This is a genomic window from Halobellus sp. MBLA0158 (assembly GCF_041477585.1).
Classification (GTDB): Archaea; Halobacteriota; Halobacteria; order Halobacteriales; family Haloferacaceae; genus Haloquadratum; species Haloquadratum rubicundus.
The window spans coordinates 1,503,387-1,520,162 of sequence record NZ_JBGNYA010000001.1 but is presented as its reverse complement, the minus strand read 5'-3'; the positions used below and the strand labels follow the sequence as shown (position 1 = coordinate 1,520,162).

16 protein-coding genes are annotated in these 16,776 nt (G+C 68.2%); 6 read left to right on the top strand and 10 right to left on the bottom strand.

Annotation, left to right across the window (positions count from 1 at the left end):
* Positions 1-72: 72 nt before the first annotated feature.
* A complete protein-coding gene (locus OS889_RS07890; RefSeq protein ID WP_372388785.1) occupies positions 73-1,557 on the bottom strand; it encodes an aldehyde dehydrogenase family protein in 1,485 nt (494 codons plus the stop codon).
* A 196-nt stretch (positions 1,558-1,753) separates the two neighbouring features.
* Here OS889_RS07890 and OS889_RS07885 point away from each other — a divergent pair, with 196 nt between their 5' ends.
* Positions 1,754-2,539, top strand: a complete 786-nt coding sequence (locus OS889_RS07885; protein ID WP_372388784.1) for a 2-keto-4-pentenoate hydratase — start codon at positions 1,754-1,756, stop codon at positions 2,537-2,539.
* A gap of 178 nt (positions 2,540-2,717) precedes the next feature.
* Here the strand turns inward: OS889_RS07885 and OS889_RS07880 are convergent, their stop codons facing one another.
* Together OS889_RS07880 and OS889_RS07875 are read right to left on the bottom strand one after the other, a co-directional pair.
* Entirely contained in the window at positions 2,718-3,695 is a 978-nt protein-coding gene (locus OS889_RS07880; RefSeq protein ID WP_372388782.1) for an amidohydrolase family protein, read from the bottom strand.
* A gap of 75 nt (positions 3,696-3,770) precedes the next feature.
* On the bottom strand, positions 3,771-4,538 hold the full coding sequence (locus OS889_RS07875) for an IclR family transcriptional regulator (protein WP_372388780.1): 768 nt from the start codon (positions 4,536-4,538) through the stop codon (positions 3,771-3,773).
* Positions 4,539-4,824: 286 nt separating this feature from the next.
* Here OS889_RS07875 and OS889_RS07870 point away from each other — a divergent pair, with 286 nt between their 5' ends.
* The 4 genes from OS889_RS07870 (at position 4,825) to OS889_RS07855 (ending at position 8,788) form a co-directional block, all read left to right on the top strand.
* Positions 4,825-6,075, top strand: coding sequence for a Glu/Leu/Phe/Val family dehydrogenase (locus OS889_RS07870; protein WP_372388778.1), 1,251 nt, complete (start codon positions 4,825-4,827; stop codon positions 6,073-6,075).
* A 79-nt stretch (positions 6,076-6,154) separates the two neighbouring features.
* Positions 6,155-7,081 (top strand): aspartate carbamoyltransferase, encoded by a 927-nt coding sequence (gene pyrB / locus OS889_RS07865; RefSeq protein WP_372388776.1) that lies wholly within the window; start codon positions 6,155-6,157, stop codon positions 7,079-7,081.
* Positions 7,078-7,557 carry an aspartate carbamoyltransferase regulatory subunit gene (gene pyrI, locus OS889_RS07860; RefSeq protein ID WP_372388774.1) on the top strand — a complete coding sequence of 160 codons (480 nt, stop codon included), beginning with the start codon at positions 7,078-7,080 and terminating at the stop codon, positions 7,555-7,557. Before pyrB ends, pyrI begins: the two co-directional genes overlap by 4 nt.
* A gap of 388 nt (positions 7,558-7,945) precedes the next feature.
* Entirely contained in the window at positions 7,946-8,788 is an 843-nt protein-coding gene (locus tag OS889_RS07855) for a hypothetical protein (RefSeq protein WP_372388772.1), read from the top strand.
* A 202-nt stretch (positions 8,789-8,990) separates the two neighbouring features.
* Here the strand turns inward: OS889_RS07855 and OS889_RS07850 are convergent, their stop codons facing one another.
* The 7 genes from OS889_RS07850 to OS889_RS07820 form a co-directional block, all read right to left on the bottom strand.
* Positions 8,991-10,016, bottom strand: a complete 1,026-nt coding sequence (locus OS889_RS07850; protein ID WP_372388770.1) for a mandelate racemase/muconate lactonizing enzyme family protein — start codon at positions 10,014-10,016, stop codon at positions 8,991-8,993.
* On the bottom strand, positions 10,016-10,966 hold the full coding sequence (locus OS889_RS07845; protein ID WP_372388769.1) for a 1,4-dihydroxy-2-naphthoate polyprenyltransferase: 951 nt from the start codon (positions 10,964-10,966) through the stop codon (positions 10,016-10,018). Before OS889_RS07845 ends, OS889_RS07850 begins: the two co-directional genes overlap by 1 nt.
* 90 nt (positions 10,967-11,056) lie before the next feature.
* On the bottom strand, positions 11,057-11,200 hold the full coding sequence (locus tag OS889_RS07840) for a hypothetical protein (RefSeq protein WP_372388768.1): 144 nt from the start codon (positions 11,198-11,200) through the stop codon (positions 11,057-11,059).
* A 205-nt stretch (positions 11,201-11,405) separates the two neighbouring features.
* Positions 11,406-12,323 carry a 1,4-dihydroxy-2-naphthoyl-CoA synthase gene (locus OS889_RS07835; protein WP_372388766.1) on the bottom strand — a complete coding sequence of 306 codons (918 nt, stop codon included), beginning with the start codon at positions 12,321-12,323 and terminating at the stop codon, positions 11,406-11,408.
* A 54-nt stretch (positions 12,324-12,377) separates the two neighbouring features.
* The gene (menD, locus tag OS889_RS07830; protein WP_372388764.1) at positions 12,378-14,150 is read right to left on the bottom strand and encodes a 2-succinyl-5-enolpyruvyl-6-hydroxy-3-cyclohexene-1-carboxylic-acid synthase; all 1,773 of its coding nucleotides are present in this window, start codon (positions 14,148-14,150) and stop codon (positions 12,378-12,380) included.
* On the bottom strand, positions 14,147-15,538 hold the full coding sequence (locus tag OS889_RS07825; protein WP_372388763.1) for an isochorismate synthase: 1,392 nt from the start codon (positions 15,536-15,538) through the stop codon (positions 14,147-14,149). The genes menD and OS889_RS07825 overlap by 4 nt, the downstream gene beginning before the upstream one ends.
* A 122-nt stretch (positions 15,539-15,660) precedes the next feature.
* Positions 15,661-16,254, bottom strand: coding sequence for a molybdopterin-dependent oxidoreductase (locus OS889_RS07820; protein WP_372388761.1), 594 nt, complete (start codon positions 16,252-16,254; stop codon positions 15,661-15,663).
* Positions 16,255-16,504: 250 nt separating this feature from the next.
* Between OS889_RS07820 and OS889_RS07815 the strand changes: the two genes are divergently transcribed.
* On the top strand, positions 16,505-16,714 hold the full coding sequence (locus OS889_RS07815) for a ribbon-helix-helix domain-containing protein (RefSeq protein ID WP_372388759.1): 210 nt from the start codon (positions 16,505-16,507) through the stop codon (positions 16,712-16,714).
* The last annotated feature ends 62 nt before the right edge of the window (positions 16,715-16,776 follow it).

The following is a 16,776-nucleotide window of genomic DNA, read 5'->3' as shown; positions in this document are numbered from 1 at the left end:
GGCCCGAACGGGGAAAGGGAGACGGGGACGGGAACAGGAACGGAGAACGGGGACGGCGGCCGATGGCGCCGCTCAGAACAGGTACTCGCGGGGCTCGCGCTGGACCGAGGTCCACTTGACTTCGGTGAACTCGTCGATGATCCACTCGCCGTTGTAGCGGCCCATCCCCGAGTCCTTCATCCCGCCGAAGGGGACGTGCGGCTCGACGTTGACCGTCTGGTCGTTGACGTGGACCATCCCGGCGTCGATCTGGTCGGCGACGTCGCGGGCGCGGCCGCGGTCCTCGGAGTGGACGGAGGCCGCGAGGCCGTACTCAGTGGCGTTGGCGAGCTCGACCGCCTCCTCATCATCGGAGAAGGGGATGACGGGCGCGATCGGGCCGAAGTGCTCGTTGCAGGCGGCGGCCATATCGTTCGTCGCGTCCGAGAGGACCGTCGGCTCGACGAAGAGGTCCTCGTAGTCGCCGCCGGCTTCGAGGGTCGCGCCCTGGTCGAGGGTCTCCTCGACGTACTCGATCATCTCGTCGCGCTGGGCCTCGTTGATGATCGGCCCGATGACGACGTCGTCGTCGGTCGGGTCGCCGATCTCCAACTCCGCGGCGCGCTCGGCGAGGCGCTCGACGTACTCGTCGTAGATCGACTCGTGGACGAGGTGGCGATTGATCGAGATGCAGACCTGCCCCTGGTTCCAGAAGGAGCCGAAGGTCCCGGCGGCGACCGCCTGGTCGAGGTCGGCGTCCTCCAGCACGACGTGGGGGTTGTTGCCGCCGAGTTCGAGCGCGGGAAACGCGAAGTGGTCGACGGCGTTCCGGCCGACGAGCTGGCCGACAGGCGTCGAGCCCGTGAAGGCGATGACGTCGCTGTCGGGGTGGGCGGCGACCCGGTCGCCGGCCTCCGAGCCCTTGCCGGTGACGACGTTGAGGACGCCGTCGGGGAGGCCGGCCTCTTCGAAGAGCCGCGCCAGGAGCAGGCCGCCGGAGATCGACGTCTCGCGGGCGGGCTTGAGCACGACGCTGTTGCCGAGCGCGATCGCGGGCGCGACCGCGCGGATCGAGAGCTTCAGCGGGACGTTCCACGGCGAGATCACGCCGACGACGCCGACAGGCTCCTTCTGGATGATGTTCTCCTTGCCGGGGATCTTCGATTGGTTGTGGCCGCCGGAGGCGCGGAACGCGAAGGACGCCGCGTCGTGGACGAAGGTGACCGTCCCGCCGTGTTCGATGTCCTGTCGGGGCTTGGCGGCGCCGCTTTCGACCGCCAGGATCTCTCGGATCTCCGCCTCGTACTCGTCGATGAGGTCGGCGACGCGCCGGACGACCGCCGCGCGCTCGTCGGGGGTTACCTGCTCCCACTCCTCCTGGGCCGAGACCGCGGCCTCGTAGGCGCGGTCGACGTCCTCGGCGGTCGCCGCGGGCACTTCGGTGACTTTCTTGCCGGTCGCGGGGTTCGTCACGTCCAGTCGGTCTCTGTCTCCGGGCGACTCCCACTCGCCGTCGATGTAGAGGGCGTTCCAGAACGCGTCGATGGAGATGTCCTGGGACAGCTCGGCTTCTGACATACGTCCGGATCAACGGCTCCCGGGAGTAAAATGGTGTCGCTGTCGGAATCCGGGACGTATTATAATAATCAGGACGAACGTAATCGGGAGTGGTTTCATTACCCCATCGCCTCGTGAGGGGATTTCGACCCGGCGGAAGCTCGCGCGCACCCGTTGTCGAAAGTATAATGAGTACACCACCGAACGTAGCGAGTGTATGCCACTCAGTCAGGACGAAATCGACAGCCTCGCGACGCGGCTCTACGACGCCTACGACGAGAAGGAGCCCATCCCGCCGCTGAGCGACGACACCGAGATCACCACCGAGGAGGCGTATCAGATCCAGTTCGAGGTGTTCGACCGACTCAGCGCGGGCGGCCGCGAGGAGGTCGTCGGTCACAAGCTCGGCCTCGTCAGCGAGGCCAAGCAGGAACAGCTCGGCATCCCGGAGCCGATCTTCGGCTACGTCGCCCACGAGACCGTACTGGAGAACGAGCCCGTCGTCGTCGACGAGATGATCTCGCCGCGGATCGAGGCCGAGATCGGCTTCGTCCTCGACGAGGACCTCGAACCGCCGGTCTCGACGATGGACATCCTGGCCGCGACGCGCGCTGTCGTCCCCGTCGTGGAGATCCTGGAGAGCCGCTTCCAGGGCTGGTCGATCCCCTCCGCGCAGGACGTGATCGCAGACCTCACCTCCGCGGGCAAGGTCATCGTCGGCGAACAGCACCGCGACGTCACCGATCTCGACCTGAAAATGGAGGGCGTCGCGGTCTCGGTCAACGGCGAGGTCGAAGCGACGGGCCTCGGCGCGGACATTATGGGCAACCCCGCCCGTCCGGTCGCGTGGCTGGCCGACCGCCTCGACGACGTCGACGACCACCTCCGCGAGGGCGAGCTCGTGATGAGCGGCGGGATCACGGCCGCGATCGATATGGAGCCCGGCGACCTCTACAGCATCGAGTTCACCAACCTCGGCACGATGGAAGTCCGCGCGGAGTAATCGCGGCGCGCTTTCGGAGGAGAGCGTTTCCACATAGAAAATCCGCGCTCGCAGGGGCCGATATCCTCCCGACCCTTCGGGCGAAAAGCGGGCTGGGATCGGGTTCGTAACAGCCGTACGCCTGTTCTAATTGAGGAAAATTTCTCGGATCCGTTCTATATTTGAAAACTAACTGGAGTCAGTCGATCAGGTCGTAGAGATTCCCGGCGAAGATGTCCTCTCGCATGCCGTCGTCGACGTCCATCTCGTCGACCGCGTCGATGGTGACGTCGATCGTCCGCCGGCCGCGCTCGGGGCTGAAGGGGTAGTCGGTCCCGAAGACGACGTTGCCGTCGTTGAAGAACGACGCCGCGCACTCCAGGGCGGGCGTCGAACCCGAGACGGCCGCGTCGGCGTTGAACTTCTTGAAGTACTCCTCGGCGGGCCGGGAGAGCGGCGCGCTGTTCTCGTGGAACTCGGGGTAGTTCTCGGGGTAGGCCTGCCGCTGCTGGTAGAACATCTCGATGCGGCTGCCGTAGAAGGGGACCATCCCGCCGCCGTGGTGGGAGACGATCTCCAGGTCGGGATACTCTTCCATCACGCCGCCGAACACCAGTCTGGAGAGCGCCAGGGTCGTGTCGAACGGCCACCCGAAGAGGCGGTGCTCCATATACTCGGAGGCCCAGTCGTACCACTCCCACAGCTGGGGGTGGATCCACAGCGGCGTGTCGGTGGCCTCAGCCTCCTCGAAGAGCGGCCAGAACGTCTCGTGGTCGAGCGGCTTGCCGTCGATGTTCGAGAAGATCTGGACCCCCTGCATATCGAGGTCGTCGACGCAGCGCTCGAACTCGGCCATGAATTCCTCGCTCACCTTCGGCAGCGTCGCGACCGGGATGAAGTCGTCGGGGTGCTCGTCGGCGAGCCGGCGGACCTCGTCGTTGGCGAGCTTCGTGATCTCCAAGGCGAGGTCGTGGTCCATCCCCTGGAACAATGTGGGAAGAGCGAGCGTGATGACCTGCTTGTCGACGCCGTAGTCGTCCATATCTTGCTTCCGCTGCTCGACGTCCCAGAGGAACTCGGGGCGGCCCGAGAGCCCCTGGAAGCCGAATCGGTCGGTCAGCTCCTCGAAGAAGTGCTCCGTCAGGATGTGGGTGTACCCGTCGACGATTTCCGGCATACGTGGGTACTACGCCGGACCGAGGTGATAATTGTTCTCACTGACGGCGGGCGAACCAGTCCCGACGATCGGCCGCTACTGTCGGGCGTACTTGATGTCGAGCGCGAGCTCGTGGGCGGTGCTCTCGACCTCGGCGGTGATGTCGTCGTCGAAGCCGGCGTTCCCCAGACGCTTCGTCGGCGCGGAGATGCTGATCGCGCCCAGCACCTCCCCGCCGAGCTTCACCGGCGCGCCGATGCAGGTGAGGCCCTCGGTGCGCTCCTCGTCGTCGGTCGCGTAGCCGCGCTCCCGGATCTCGTCGAGCTCGGCGAACAGCTCCTCGCGGTCGGTGATCGTGTTCTCCGTGGCCTCCGGGAGGCCCCACTGGTCGATGATCTCCTCGACGCGCTCGCGCGGGAGCGACGCGAGGATGGCCTTCCCGATCCCGACGTTGTGGAGGCGGAGGCGGAAGCCGACGTGGGTGTCGAGGTTGACGGCGTAGCGACCGCGGGACTGATAGAGGTAGACCGCCCGGCCGTTCTCCTCGGTCGCGAGGTTCGCCAGCATTCCGGTGTCGTCGGCGAGCTGGTCGATCTTCGCCCGGCCGTGTCGGTACAGCGGCGAGCGGCTGCGGACGTGGCCGCCGAGCGAGAGGAATTTGAGGCTGAGCGCGTACTCGTCGCCGTGCTTTTCGACGTAGCCGTGCTCCCGAAGCGTGCTGAGGTGGTTGTGGATCCCGCTTTTGCTCATATCGAGCCGCTCTTCGAGTTCGCTCAGGCGGAACCCGTCGTCGGTGTCGAGGACCTCGATCAGTTCGAGGGTCTTCTCGGTCGTCCTGACGGGATGGTTCGCCTTCTTCGTCATACGTACCCGAAGAACGGGGAGGTACATACATTTTCGGTATGAAAACTATTGGCCGAATATCGCGTGTTATTAAAACATATTTGTGTTTTATTTTCTGTATTTCTCAAAAATTGGCTCTATACGAATTTAAACCGATTTTGTAGCGGATATATTGTTTATTTTAAAACTATATAGCTATTTGAATTTTTTCTGACTTAATTATCGGCCACCGCTGATCGCGCGCGAAACACGCCGAATCGGTGAGCCCTCCAGCAACTATAACCACGCCGCGGTTCTGCGGTTTAGTATGAGCGAAGCCAACCCGTTCGAGAGCCTCCAGGAGCAGGTCGACGACGCGGCGGCGTATCTCGACGTCGACGAGGACGTCATCGGCCGGCTGAAGCACCCCGAGCGCGTCCTGGAGTTGACTCTCTCCGTCGAGTTGGACGACGGCACCTTAGAGCAGTTCAGGGCCTTCCGCTCGCAGTTCAACGGGGACCGCGGCCCGTACAAGGGCGGCATTCGCTACCACCCGAACGTCACCCGCGACGAGGTCAAGGCGCTCTCGGGGTGGATGGCCTACAAGTGCGCCGTGGTCGACATCCCCTACGGCGGCGGGAAGGGCGGTATCGTCGTCGACCCCAGGGAGTACTCGACCAACGAGCTCGAACGGCTCACGCGCTCGTATGCGACCGAACTCCGCCCGTTCGTCGGTCCCGAGCGCGACATCCCCGCGCCGGACGTCAACACCGGCCAGCGCGAGATGAACTGGTTCAAGGACACCTACGAGACGCTCGAACGGACCACGGCGCCGGGCGTGATCACCGGCAAGGCCAAGTCCTCCGGCGGGAGCGCGGGCCGCATCGAGGCGACCGGGCGCTCCGTGATGCTCGCCGCGCGCGAGGTGTTCGACTACCTCGGCACCGACATCGAGGGCGCCACCGTCGCCGTCCAGGGCTTCGGGAACGCCGGGTCGGTCGCCGCGACACTCATCGACGACCTCGGCGCGTCCGTCGTCGCGGTCTCGGACTCCTCGGGCGCGATCTACGACCCGGACGGGCTCGACCCCCGCGCGGTGAAGTCCCACAAGGCCGAGACCGGCTCGGTCTCCGACTACGGGGACGCCGAGGCGAAGACGAACGAGGAACTGCTCACGCTCGACGTCGACCTCCTGGTGCCGGCCGCCCTGGAGAACGCCATCGACGGCGACCTCGCCCGCGACGTCCGGGCGGACGTGATCGTCGAGGCCGCGAACGGGCCGCTGACGCCCGACGCCGACGACGTCCTCACCGAGCGCGACGTCCACGTCGTGCCGGATATCCTCGCGAACGCCGGCGGCGTGACGGTCTCGTACTTCGAGTGGGTGCAGAACCGCCAGCGCTTCCCCTGGACCGAAGCGCGGGTGAACGACGAACTCGAATCCGTCATCACGAGCGCCTTCGACGAACTCGTCGACGCCTTCGAGTCCCACGACGTCCCGAACCTCCGGACCGCGGCCTACGTGGTCGCCATCCGGCGGATCGTCGAGTCGTACCGCGAGGGCGGCAACTGGCCCTGAGCCCGTCAGGCGTGCCCCCGCGTTCCACACCCGGAGCGACCCGAGCGATTCAAGTCCGTGCCCCGCGGGCACGTATACGATGCGTCAGGACCACCTCATCTCCGCGACCCAGCTGTCGCGGGCCGACATCGAGGCGGTGCTCGACCGCGCGGCGGAGATCGACGCCGACGTCGGCGCCTGGCAGGGACGGCGCGACGGCACGGTCCTCGGGCTCTGCTTCTTCGAGCCCAGCACCCGCACGCGGATGAGTTTCGACACGGCGATGAAGCGACTCGGGGGGCGGACGATCGATATGGGCTCGGTCGAGTCCTCGTCGGTGAAGAAGGGCGAGACGCTCGCGGACACCGTCCGCGTCATCGAGGGGTACGCCGACGCGCTCGTGCTCCGACACCCCTCCGAGGGCGCGGCCAAGATGGCCACGGAGTTCGTCGACGTGCCGCTCGTCAACGCCGGCGACGGCGCGGGCCAGCACCCGACCCAGACCCTCCTCGACCTCTACACGATGCGGGAGAACGCCGGCCTCGACGACGTCACCGTGGGAATCATGGGCGACCTGAAGTACGGCCGGACGGTCCACTCGCTGGCCGCCGCGCTGACGAACTTCGACGTGCGCCAGCACTTCGTCAGCCCCGAAAGCCTCCAGCTCCCCCGGAGCGTCCGGTACGACCTCCACGAGTCGGGCGCGCAGGTGCGGGAACACACCGACCTCGACGAGGTGCTCTCGGACCTGGACGTCCTCTACGTCACGCGGATCCAGCGCGAGCGCTTCCCCGACGAGAACGAGTACCGAAAAGTCGCCGGCGAGTACCAGATCGACACCGACGACCTCGACGCCGCGAAGGACTCGCTGACGGTGATGCACCCGCTGCCGCGCGTCGACGAGATCGCGCCCGAGGTCGACGAGACCGATCACGCGAAGTACTTCGAGCAGGCCCACAACGGCGTCCCCGTCCGGATGGCGCTGCTGGATATGCTGCTCGAAAACGCCGAGGGAGGGAGCCAATGAACGACACCGACGACAGCGACCGCGAGCTCCGCGTCTCGAAGATCCGCAACGGGACGGTGATCGACCACCTCGCGGCCGGGCAGGCGCTGAACGTCCTCGCGCTCCTCGGAATCGACGGCTCCGGCGGCGAGAGCGTCTCGGTCGGGATGAACGTCCCCTCGGACAAGCTCGCGAAGAAGGACATCGTGAAGGTCGAAGACCGCGAGCTGAGCCAGTCGGAGGTCGACGTTCTCTCTGTCATCTCGCCGGAGGCGACGATCAACATCATCCGCGAGTACGACGTCATAGAGAAGAAGCGCATCGAGCGCCCCGAGGCCGTCACGGGCGTGCTCTCGTGTCCGAACCGGAACTGCATCACGAACGCCGACGAGCCCGTCGAGACGCGCTTTGTCGTCCTCTCGGACGGCCTGCGGTGTGACTACTGCGGCGAGATCGTCCGCGAGGACGAGATCGCGACCCACCTCGACGTGTCCTGACGAACGATCGGGTCGCCGTCAGTTTTCGGAGCCACGCGCCCGGCTTTCGGAGGGAAACCACTTTGTACCGAGATGTCCTACCCTCTCGTATGTCCGGAAAATCCAAGTTCATCCTGGTACTGGCCCTCATCGCACTCGTCTACTTCGTCGTCTCCGGCGGCGACGAGACCGTCGAAGTCGAAGTCGACGACGAATAGCCCTCCGACCCCCGTTCTTCGCTGCGATACCGAATCGGAAAGCGGCGTCGCCGTCGCGACAGCCCGACGACGCCGAGTGTTCCCGCCGATCTCACACGCCGGCGAGCGGTAGCCGCCCGCGACGGCGTTTCCCCGGGATCGGTCGGGGGCGGGAACGAACGACTGATACCGCTTGCCCCGGAAGAGCGGATATGTACGGTGTGGTCACGCGGAACGCCGAGGAGGTCGGGTGGAGCGAGTTCGACGTCGGCTTCTACGAGGTCAAAGAGGTCACCGGCCAGGCCGCCGAACCGCTCGCGGAGGCGGTGAACATGATCTCGTGTTTCGGCGACAACGCCGCGGCATCCTCGGATCCCGACCTCGTCCCCGTCGACGAAGCGGGCGAGGAGGCGACGCGCGACCGCCGGTACTTCGACTGGTCCTACATCTGCCCGACGCACGAGGAGTACCGCGCCGGGCTCTTGGAGATCGTCGAGGACTGCGCCGCCGAAAACGACGCCGTCCGCCTCGACGACGTCGGCTTCCCCCGCGAGGGCTTCTGTCACTGCGAGCGGTGCGAGCGCCGATTCGCCGAGAGCGACCGCGACGACTGGCTGGCGTGGCGCGCCGACGTGATCACCGACTTCGTCACGGCGGCCGCCGACCGGATCCCGGGCCGCACCTACCTGACGCTCTATCCCGATCCGTACGACGGGCACCTCTACCGCCGCGCCGGCCTCGACCTCGACGCGCTCGCCCCCCACGTCGACGAGTTCGTCGTCCCCCTCTACGACACCCACTACGGGACGACCTACTGGCTGGAGACGATCGCGAAAGGCTTCGAGAGCCGGCTCAGCGGGCTCGATACGCCCTTCTCGGTCGAACTCTACGCCGTCGACCTGGACCTCGACGACCTCGTGCGCGCCGCCGAAGTCGCCGAGGAGTACGCCGAGCACGTCTACTTCGGCTACGACGCCTCGACCGCCGCGGCCGCCATCCGTCGGAAGGGCGCCGACAGCCGATCGGGCGTGACTCACCGCCCCGGCGAGGAGTAGCGAGACGGGAGATCGGCGTCAGATCACGCCCGCGAGGAACGCGACGGCGACGATCCCGACGACGAAGACGACCGCGGCGAAGACGAACAGCCCGGCGAGAAGTCGACGCTGGCCCGGCGTCGGTTCGGCCATACTCGCGTGTGGGCGCGGAGCGGCTTATACCCGCCGCCAGATTCGAGACTGCTCCGCGGCAGGATGGGCACTACGGCCCGTTCCGCCGCAGCGACTCGAACGCGTCGCCGGCGAGGCCGGGCCCGTCGGGAACGCGCATCTCGCCGTCCTCCACGGGCGCGGGGTCCGCCGCGAGGTCGGCCGAGAGGAGCGAACCGGTGGCGAGGCCGCAGGCCCGTTGCGTCGGGGCCGCGGCCGCGACGTGGAGCGCGGCGGTGCGGGCGACGACGGCGTCGATGGTCGTCGTGACGACGACGTCGATGCCGCGAGCCGCGGCGCGCTCGGCGAACGCGAGCGTCCGGACCGGACCACCGAGCGCCATCGGCTTGCAGACGACCACGTCGGCCACGCCGCTGTCGAGCACCGCGTCGGGGCCGACGGCCGCGAGCGACTCGTCGAGCGCGATATCGACTCCCCGGGAGTCCAACGCCCCGTGTTCGGCCACAGACGGGGGTGAGAGCGGCTGTTCGACGTACGCGAGATCGAGCGCGGCGTCGGCTGCGGCCGCGAAGAACGATTCGGCTTCGGCGGGCCCCCACGCGCCGTTGGCGTCCGCGCGGAGTTCGACGCCGTCGCCGACGGCCGCTCTGATCGCCCGCAGTCGCGCGACGTCCGCGGAGACCGACCGAGCGCCGACCTTCACTTTGAGCGCGGCGTAGCCGTCTCGGACGGCCTCGCGGGCGGCCGATCGGGTCTCCTCGACGGAGCCGTCGCCGATCGTGGCGTTGACGGCGACGGCCTGGGCCGCGTCGTCGCCGAGGTACCGCGCCAGCGACTCACCGGCGGCGCGGGCGGCCGCGTCGGCGCGAGCGAGTTCGACGCCGTGTCGCGCCGCGGGGGCGTCGAGGTCGATATCGCCGTCGCGGTCGTCGACCGATTCCAGCGCCCCCTCGCATTCCTCGTAGCCTTCCGTCCACCCGGGCAGCGGCGTCGCCTCGCCGAGTCCGACTTCGTCCCCGCGCTCGACGCGCACGAGGAAGCCCTCGCGGCGGTCGATCTCCCCGGCGGCGGTCGAAAGCGACGAGCGGAGGCAGAGGGCGAACGGATCGACGCGCATCAGAACGGCAGCTCCGTGACCGAGAGGCCCACGGCGAACAGGACCGCGTAGGCCGCAAGCAGGCGCCCGGTCCGTTCGAGCGTCGGATTCAGCACCTCGCCGGCCGTCTCGGTCAGCATCGTCCGGGTGATGTCGAGCGCGGTCGGCACCGTCAGGAACGGCAGCAGGACCGCGGCCGTGAAATCCCCCCGGAAAAAGAACCACAGCGGCGCGGCGTACGCCAGGGCGAGCATCGCGACGAACTCCGCGCGGGCGAAGCCGTAGCCGAACCGGACCACGAGCGTTCGCTTGCCGGTGGTCGCGTCCTCCGCCCTGTCACGGACGTTGTTGACGACGAGGATGTCCGTCGACAGCGCCGCGATCGGCAGGGCCGCGACGAGCGCGACGACCGGGAGCGTCCCCGACGGGATCCCGACCGTGAACGGCGCCGCGAGGACCGCAGCCGCCTGAACGTAGTACGTCCCAGCGACCGCGACGAGGCCGAAGAACACGAACACGAAGAGGTCGCCGAGGCCGTGGTAGCCGAGCGGGTACGGGCCTCCGGTGTAGGCGATGCCCGACGCGACAGACAGCAGGCCGATCACGAGGATCGGCACGCCGCCGACGTAGACGAGGTAGGAACCGAGGAGGATGGCGAGCGCGAAGGTGAGGTACATCGCGCGCTTGACCGTCTCGGGGGCGATGAGCCCGCCCGCGGTGACGCGGGTGAACCCCTCCCTGTCGTCGGTGTCTGCGCCCTGCACCGCGTCGTAGTAGTCGTTCGCGAAGTTGGTCCCGATCTGGATCAGCCCGGCGCCGACGAGCGCCGCCAGCGCCGGGAGGGCGGCGAAGACCCCGTCGTGGACCGCGAGTCCCGTGCCGACGATCACCGGCGCCGCCGCCGCGGGGAGCGTCTGCGGGCGCGCGGCGATCACCCACGCCCGACGCCGGCTGATGTCCTGCGTACTCATCACGTCGGAGTGGGAACGGCGGCGGCGTCAAAGTTCGGTTTGAGGGCCGCGCCGCGCGACCCGGAACGAAAGGTGCAGACGGCGCAGCGCTCAGACCGACCGTCTCGTCGCGGGCTGTCGTTCCCGGGCGCGTTTCCCGCACTTTCGGCACTGCTTGACCAGTTCGCCGGCGTCGACGTGCATCGACCGGGGCTCGTACTCGTGTCGACACACCAACTGTTCGAGTTTTCTCATATTTGCTTCGTGATTACATCATATTGCTATTGTATATTTAATCTTGCGGCGTATTTCGTTTGGTATAGATACTATATTCCCAAATAGACATACGTTTGGATAATATTTGGTGTCGCACTCGACACGTGTGGATCGATCGATCGAGACACTGAACGGCGGTAGTCGGGCAGAGAGGAAATGCGGACGCGCTGATCTGAGAACTGAGCTAGTAGTGCCAGGGGAACTGGGAGAAGTCCGGATCCCGACCTTCCAGGAAGGCGTCTCTGCCCTCGCGGGCCTCGTCGGTCATATACGCGAGTCGGGTCGCCTCGCCGGCGAAGACCTGCTGGCCGACCAGGCCGTCGTCGGCGAGGTTGAAGGCGTACTTGAGCATTCGTATCGCAGTCGGGGATTTATCCGTCATCTCGGCGGCCCACTCCAGGGCGACGGCTTCGAGGTCCTCGTGGGGGATCGCTTCGTTCGCCATCCCCATCTCGACGGCCTCCGCGGCGGAGTAGGTCTTCCCGCGGAAGAACACCTCCCGGGCCTTCTTCTGGCCGATCTGCTTCGCGAGGTAGGCCGACCCGAAGCCGCCGTCGAAGGAGGCGACGTCGGGGTCCGTCTGGAGGAACTTCGCGTGCTCCTCGCTCGCGAGGGTGAGGTCGCAGACGACGTGGAGCGAGTGGCCGCCGCCCACCGCCCAGCCGGGCACGACCGCGACGACGGGCTTCGGCATAAACCGGATGAGCCGCTGGACTTCGAGGATGTGGAGCCGCCCCGCCTTCGCCTCCCTCACCAGCTCGTCGTCGGACTCGTCGGCCGCGTCGTCGTCGCGGTACTCATAGCCGGACTCGCCGCGCACCGACTGATCGCCGCCGGCGCAGAACGCCCAGCCGCCGTCCTTCGGCGAGGGGCCGTTGCCCGTGAGGAGCACGCAGCCGACGTCGGCTTTCTTCCGAGCGTCGTCGAGCGCGGCGTAGAGTTCGTCGACGGTGCCCGGCCGGAAGGCGTTGCGCTTCTCCGGGCGGTCGAACGCGATCCGGACCGCGGGCACGTCGACCGCGCGGTGGTAGGTGATGTCATCGAAGGCGTCGGACCCATCGACCGGCTCCCAGCGCTCGGCGTCGAAGATCTCTGAGACCATACCGGGAGGCCGGCCGGAGTCCGCAAAAAGATTCGTTTGCGCGCCGGCCGGGAGCTACGCCGTCTCGTCGAGCACTCGCTCGACGGTCCGCTCGCGGAGCTCCTCGCGGACGCGGTGGCTCGACTCGGCGTCGGTTCGGACCTCGATGACGTGCGAGCCCTCGCGTTCGGTCGCGTCGGTGTACCGCTCGCGGAAGGCCTGGCGGTCGCCCCCCTCGACGCGCGCGAACGAGAGGTCGTAGAGGTCCTCCGTCGGCGCGAAGTCCAGGCCGTGGGGCGTCACGAACTGCGAGGTGAAGGGCGGGTCGAACCGCTCGATCGGGAGCATATGGAAGATCCCGCCGCCGTCGTTGTTGATGAGGACGATCGTGGCGTCGACGTCACAGCGGCCGAGGGCCAAGAGCCCGTTCATATCGTGGTAGTACGCCAGATCGCCGGTCACGAGCGTCAGGTCGTCGGTCGTCGCCGACCCCGCGCCGAGCGCCGTCGAGACGATGCCGTCGATGCCGGAGGCGCCGCGGTTGCCCAGCGCGGTCAGGGACGTCGTCGTCGGCGCCCCGAAGCGGTCCAGGTCGCGGACGGGCATCGAGTTCGAGACGAAGAGCGTCGACGGATCGGGCGCCAGATCGACGACGTCGCGGAGGAGTCGACCCTCGCAGAACTCCCCCTCCTCGTCGAGGACCGCCTCGTGGGCCGCGTCGGCGGCGGTCCAGCGCTCGCGCCAGTCGCGGCTGCCCGTTCCCGAAAGGAGCCGCGAGAGCCGGCCGAGGAGACGCGAGGGGTCCGCGACGACGAGGTCCGTGGCGGCGAACTCAGCCTCGCGCCAGCCGGCGGCGGGGTCGACGACGTACTGGGTCGCGCGGCTGTTGGAGAGATACTTCCGCAGGGGCTTCGACGTCGGCGAGGCTCCCACCCGCACGACGACGTCGGGGTCGGGCCACGCGTCGCGGACGCGCTCGCCGAGGTAGGCGTCGTAGCCGCCGATCACGGGCGTCGTGCGGGTCAGCCCGCCGTATCGGACGCCCGAGAGCGGGTCCACGAGCACGGGGAAGCCGCTGGCGTGGGCGAACGCCGCGACGGCCTCGGGGTCGACGCCCGGGGCGTCGGTCGGCCCGACGACGAGCAGCCCGCGGGGCTCCGAGAGTTTGGAGGCCAATTTCCTAAGCGCGTCGTCGTCGAGTTCGGGCCGACCGGCCTCGACGTCCACGAACGGGCCGTCGCGTCCCTCCGTCGCCAGTCTGGGGAGGTCGGCGGGGACGTCGCCATCGACACGCGTCGGCTCCAGCGGCTTCCGGAACGGGAAGTTCAGGTGGACCGGGCCGGCGGGCGTCCCCCGCGCCTTCGCGAGGGCGCGCGCGGCGGTCGTCCGCAGCGAGCGGAGCTTTCGATCGTCGGGCTCGGGCTCGGCGACGTCGCGATACCACCGGACGGCGTCGCCGTAGAGCTTCTCCTGGTCGATCGTCTGGTTCGCGCCCGAGTCGCGGAGCTCCGGCGGCCGGTCTGCGGTGAGGAGCAGCAAGGGCACCCGCGACTGCGACGCCTCGATCACGGCCGGGTGGAAGTTCGCCGCCGCCGTCCCAGAGGTGCAGACAAGCGGCGTGACGTTCCCGGTTCGTCGGGCGCGGCCGAGCGCGAAGTACGCCGACGCGCGCTCGTCCAGGTGCGAGAAGACGTGGACGTCGTCGTGGCGGTCGAAGGCGACCGTCAGCGGCGTCGACCGGCTGCCGGGCGAGATGCAGACGGCGTCGACGCCCGCTTCCGCGAGTTCGTCGACGAACGCCCGTGCCCAGAGGGTGTTGCGGTTCGGATCCGTTCCGCGCCGCGTCACGCCCCGTCTGCCTCCAGTTCGTCGAGGATCGGCCGGTACTTCAGCTGTACCTCGTCCCACTCGCGGTCGGGGTCGGAGTCGGCGACGATGCCGACGCCCGCGAACAGCGTCGCGGTGTCCTCGCGGGCGACCGCCGAGCGGAGCGCGACCGCGAACGTCCCGTAGCCCGCGGCGTCGATCCAGCCGACCGGCGCCGCGTACCACCCGCGGTCGAACGGCTCGGTCTCGCGGATCGTCTCCAGGGCCGCCTCGGGGGGGAGGCCGCCGACCGCGGGCGTCGGGTGCAGCGCCTCCGCCAGCGAGAGGACGTGCTCGTCGCTGGCGAGCGTGGCCGTGATCGGCGTCCAGAGGTGCTGGACAGTCGCGAGCCGCTTGATTCGGCGCGGGCCCGCCGAGACCGACGCCGCGAAGGGCGCGAGCTGGTCTTCGACGGTCTCGGCGACGAGCTCGTGCTCGTGGACGTTCTTCTCGTCGCGCGCGAGCTCTTGGGCCAGCCACTCGTCCTCGGCGGGGGTCTCGCCCCGGCCGGTCGTCCCGGCGAGGGCGTCGGTCTCGACCGTCCGGCCCCGGACGGAGACGAGCCGCTCGGGCGTCGCACCGAAGAACGACGTCTGCGGGCGGTCGGCGCTGGGTTCGGGCTCGACGAGGAAGCGGTAACAGTCCGGGTACGCCTCGCCGAGCCGCGAGAGCACGTCCGGCAGAGAGAGGTCATCATCGAGGTCGACTTCGAGCGCCTGGGCGAGCACCACCTTCCGGAGGTCGCCCGAGCGGATCCGCTCGACCGCGGTCTCGACGCCCGCCCGCCAGTCTTCGCGAGCGGTCGTGCGTCGGCGGTCGGTGACGCCGGGCGGTCCCCTCTCCGAATCGTCCGAGAGCGACTCCACCCGCTCGCGTTCGGCGTCGAGCCGCGCTTCGACGTCCGCGGCGTCGACGTCGGGGCCGACAGCGTTGACCGTCAGCCACGCGCCGCGGTCAGAGTCGGCCGCTGCGTCGGCCGCGTCGGGCGTCCCGCCGGTCCAGGTCACCTGCACGCGCGGGAAGACGAAGCGCGCCCCGGGGAAGTCCTCCCAGGGCGGGCCGTCGGCGCTGTCGGCGTGGAAGGCGAAACCGCCGAACAGCCGCGGGCGGGCGGCCTCGGTCCCCGCGTGGACGTCGCCGGAGGCGAAGAGCGCCTCCGCGGCCTCCCGGATCGCGTCGAAGCGATCGGCGCCGTCGGCGGTCAGCGTCGCCGCCGCGCCGCTCCCGACGACGGCCGCCTCGCCGGGCGCGCTCCAGACGGTCCGGGGCGCGTCGGCGGCGCGGAGCACGGCGCGAAACGAGGGCGTCGGGATGGGGACCGACCGGCTGACGAGGTGGTAGTCCGCCGCGTCGGTCCGCAACGATTCCATTGTCGGCGTTCGGGACGCCACGCTCTTTTATTTGACTATGGGCGCGCGTTCCCGATTTCGTCCCCCCGATCGCACGACGGCGTCGGCGCTCCGACGGCGGGGACGCCCCCGCACCCGCGCGGTCACCCGTAGCGCTCTTCGTTCCAGGGGTTCGCCGTCTGGGAGTAGCCGCGCTGTTCCCAGTAGCCGGCCTCCGGTTCGGTCAGGAACTCGACGCCGTCGACCCATTTGGCGCCCTTGTAGGCGTACTTGTGCGGCGTCACGACGCGGAGCGGGCCGCCGTGGGGTTCGGGCAGGTCCTCGCCGTCGTACCCGTACGCGAAGAGGACCTCCTCGCGCAGACAGTCCGAGAGCGGGAGGTCCGTCGTGTAGCCGTCCAGCGCGTGGAACATCACGTGGACCGCGTCCGAGCGGACGCCCGCGAGGTCGGCGATCTCGGTGAACGGGACGCCGGTGAACTCGAAGCCCAGGCCGCTCCAGCCGGTGACGCAGTGGAAGTCCTGCCGCTGCGTCGTCGCCGGGAGGTCCCGGAACTCCTCGTACGAGAGGGACAGTTCCTCCTCGACGGCGCCCCAGACGTCGAAGGACCACGTCTCGCGGTCCCACGACGGCGTGCCGCCCTTCGAGAGCACCGGGAACTCCGAGGACTCGCGCTGGCCGGGCGGGAGCCGCTCATCCCCGAACTCCCGGTAGAGATCGGTGACGTCTTCGACCATACCCGCGGTAGGCGACGGCGCGGTATACGCTGTTCGACTGCGCACCACCGACAGCCCAGGTCCCTTTCGGTCCGCCCAGTCGGTCCCGATCACCGACAATGTCGGCCGAATTCGCCGTCGCTACCGGCAGCGTGAACTATCATCCGGGAAGGAACAAGAGATCTACGCGATTGCAGAAATTTAGTTTCTCGAACGCTGAAAGTTCGCCGCAGGGTTTAAATAACCCGGATCCAAACCCCCTCACGTTCAGATGCCCAAGGTGAACATCAACGTCCCCGAACACCTCGAGATGCAGATCGCACAACTCGTCGACCAAGGCGAGTTCGTCAATCGGGAGGAAGCCATCGAGGAGCTCCTCTCGACGGGGATTCGGGCGTTCAAGACGAGCGGCCCGATGGACGAGGAAGACCGGTTCGAAGACGACGGGATGATGGGCCACGAAGACGAGTACGTCTTCTGACCGCTCGACGCACGCTGTTTTCTTGCCCTCCCAGTCCGGCTCCGCCGCGGAGTCGATCGGCA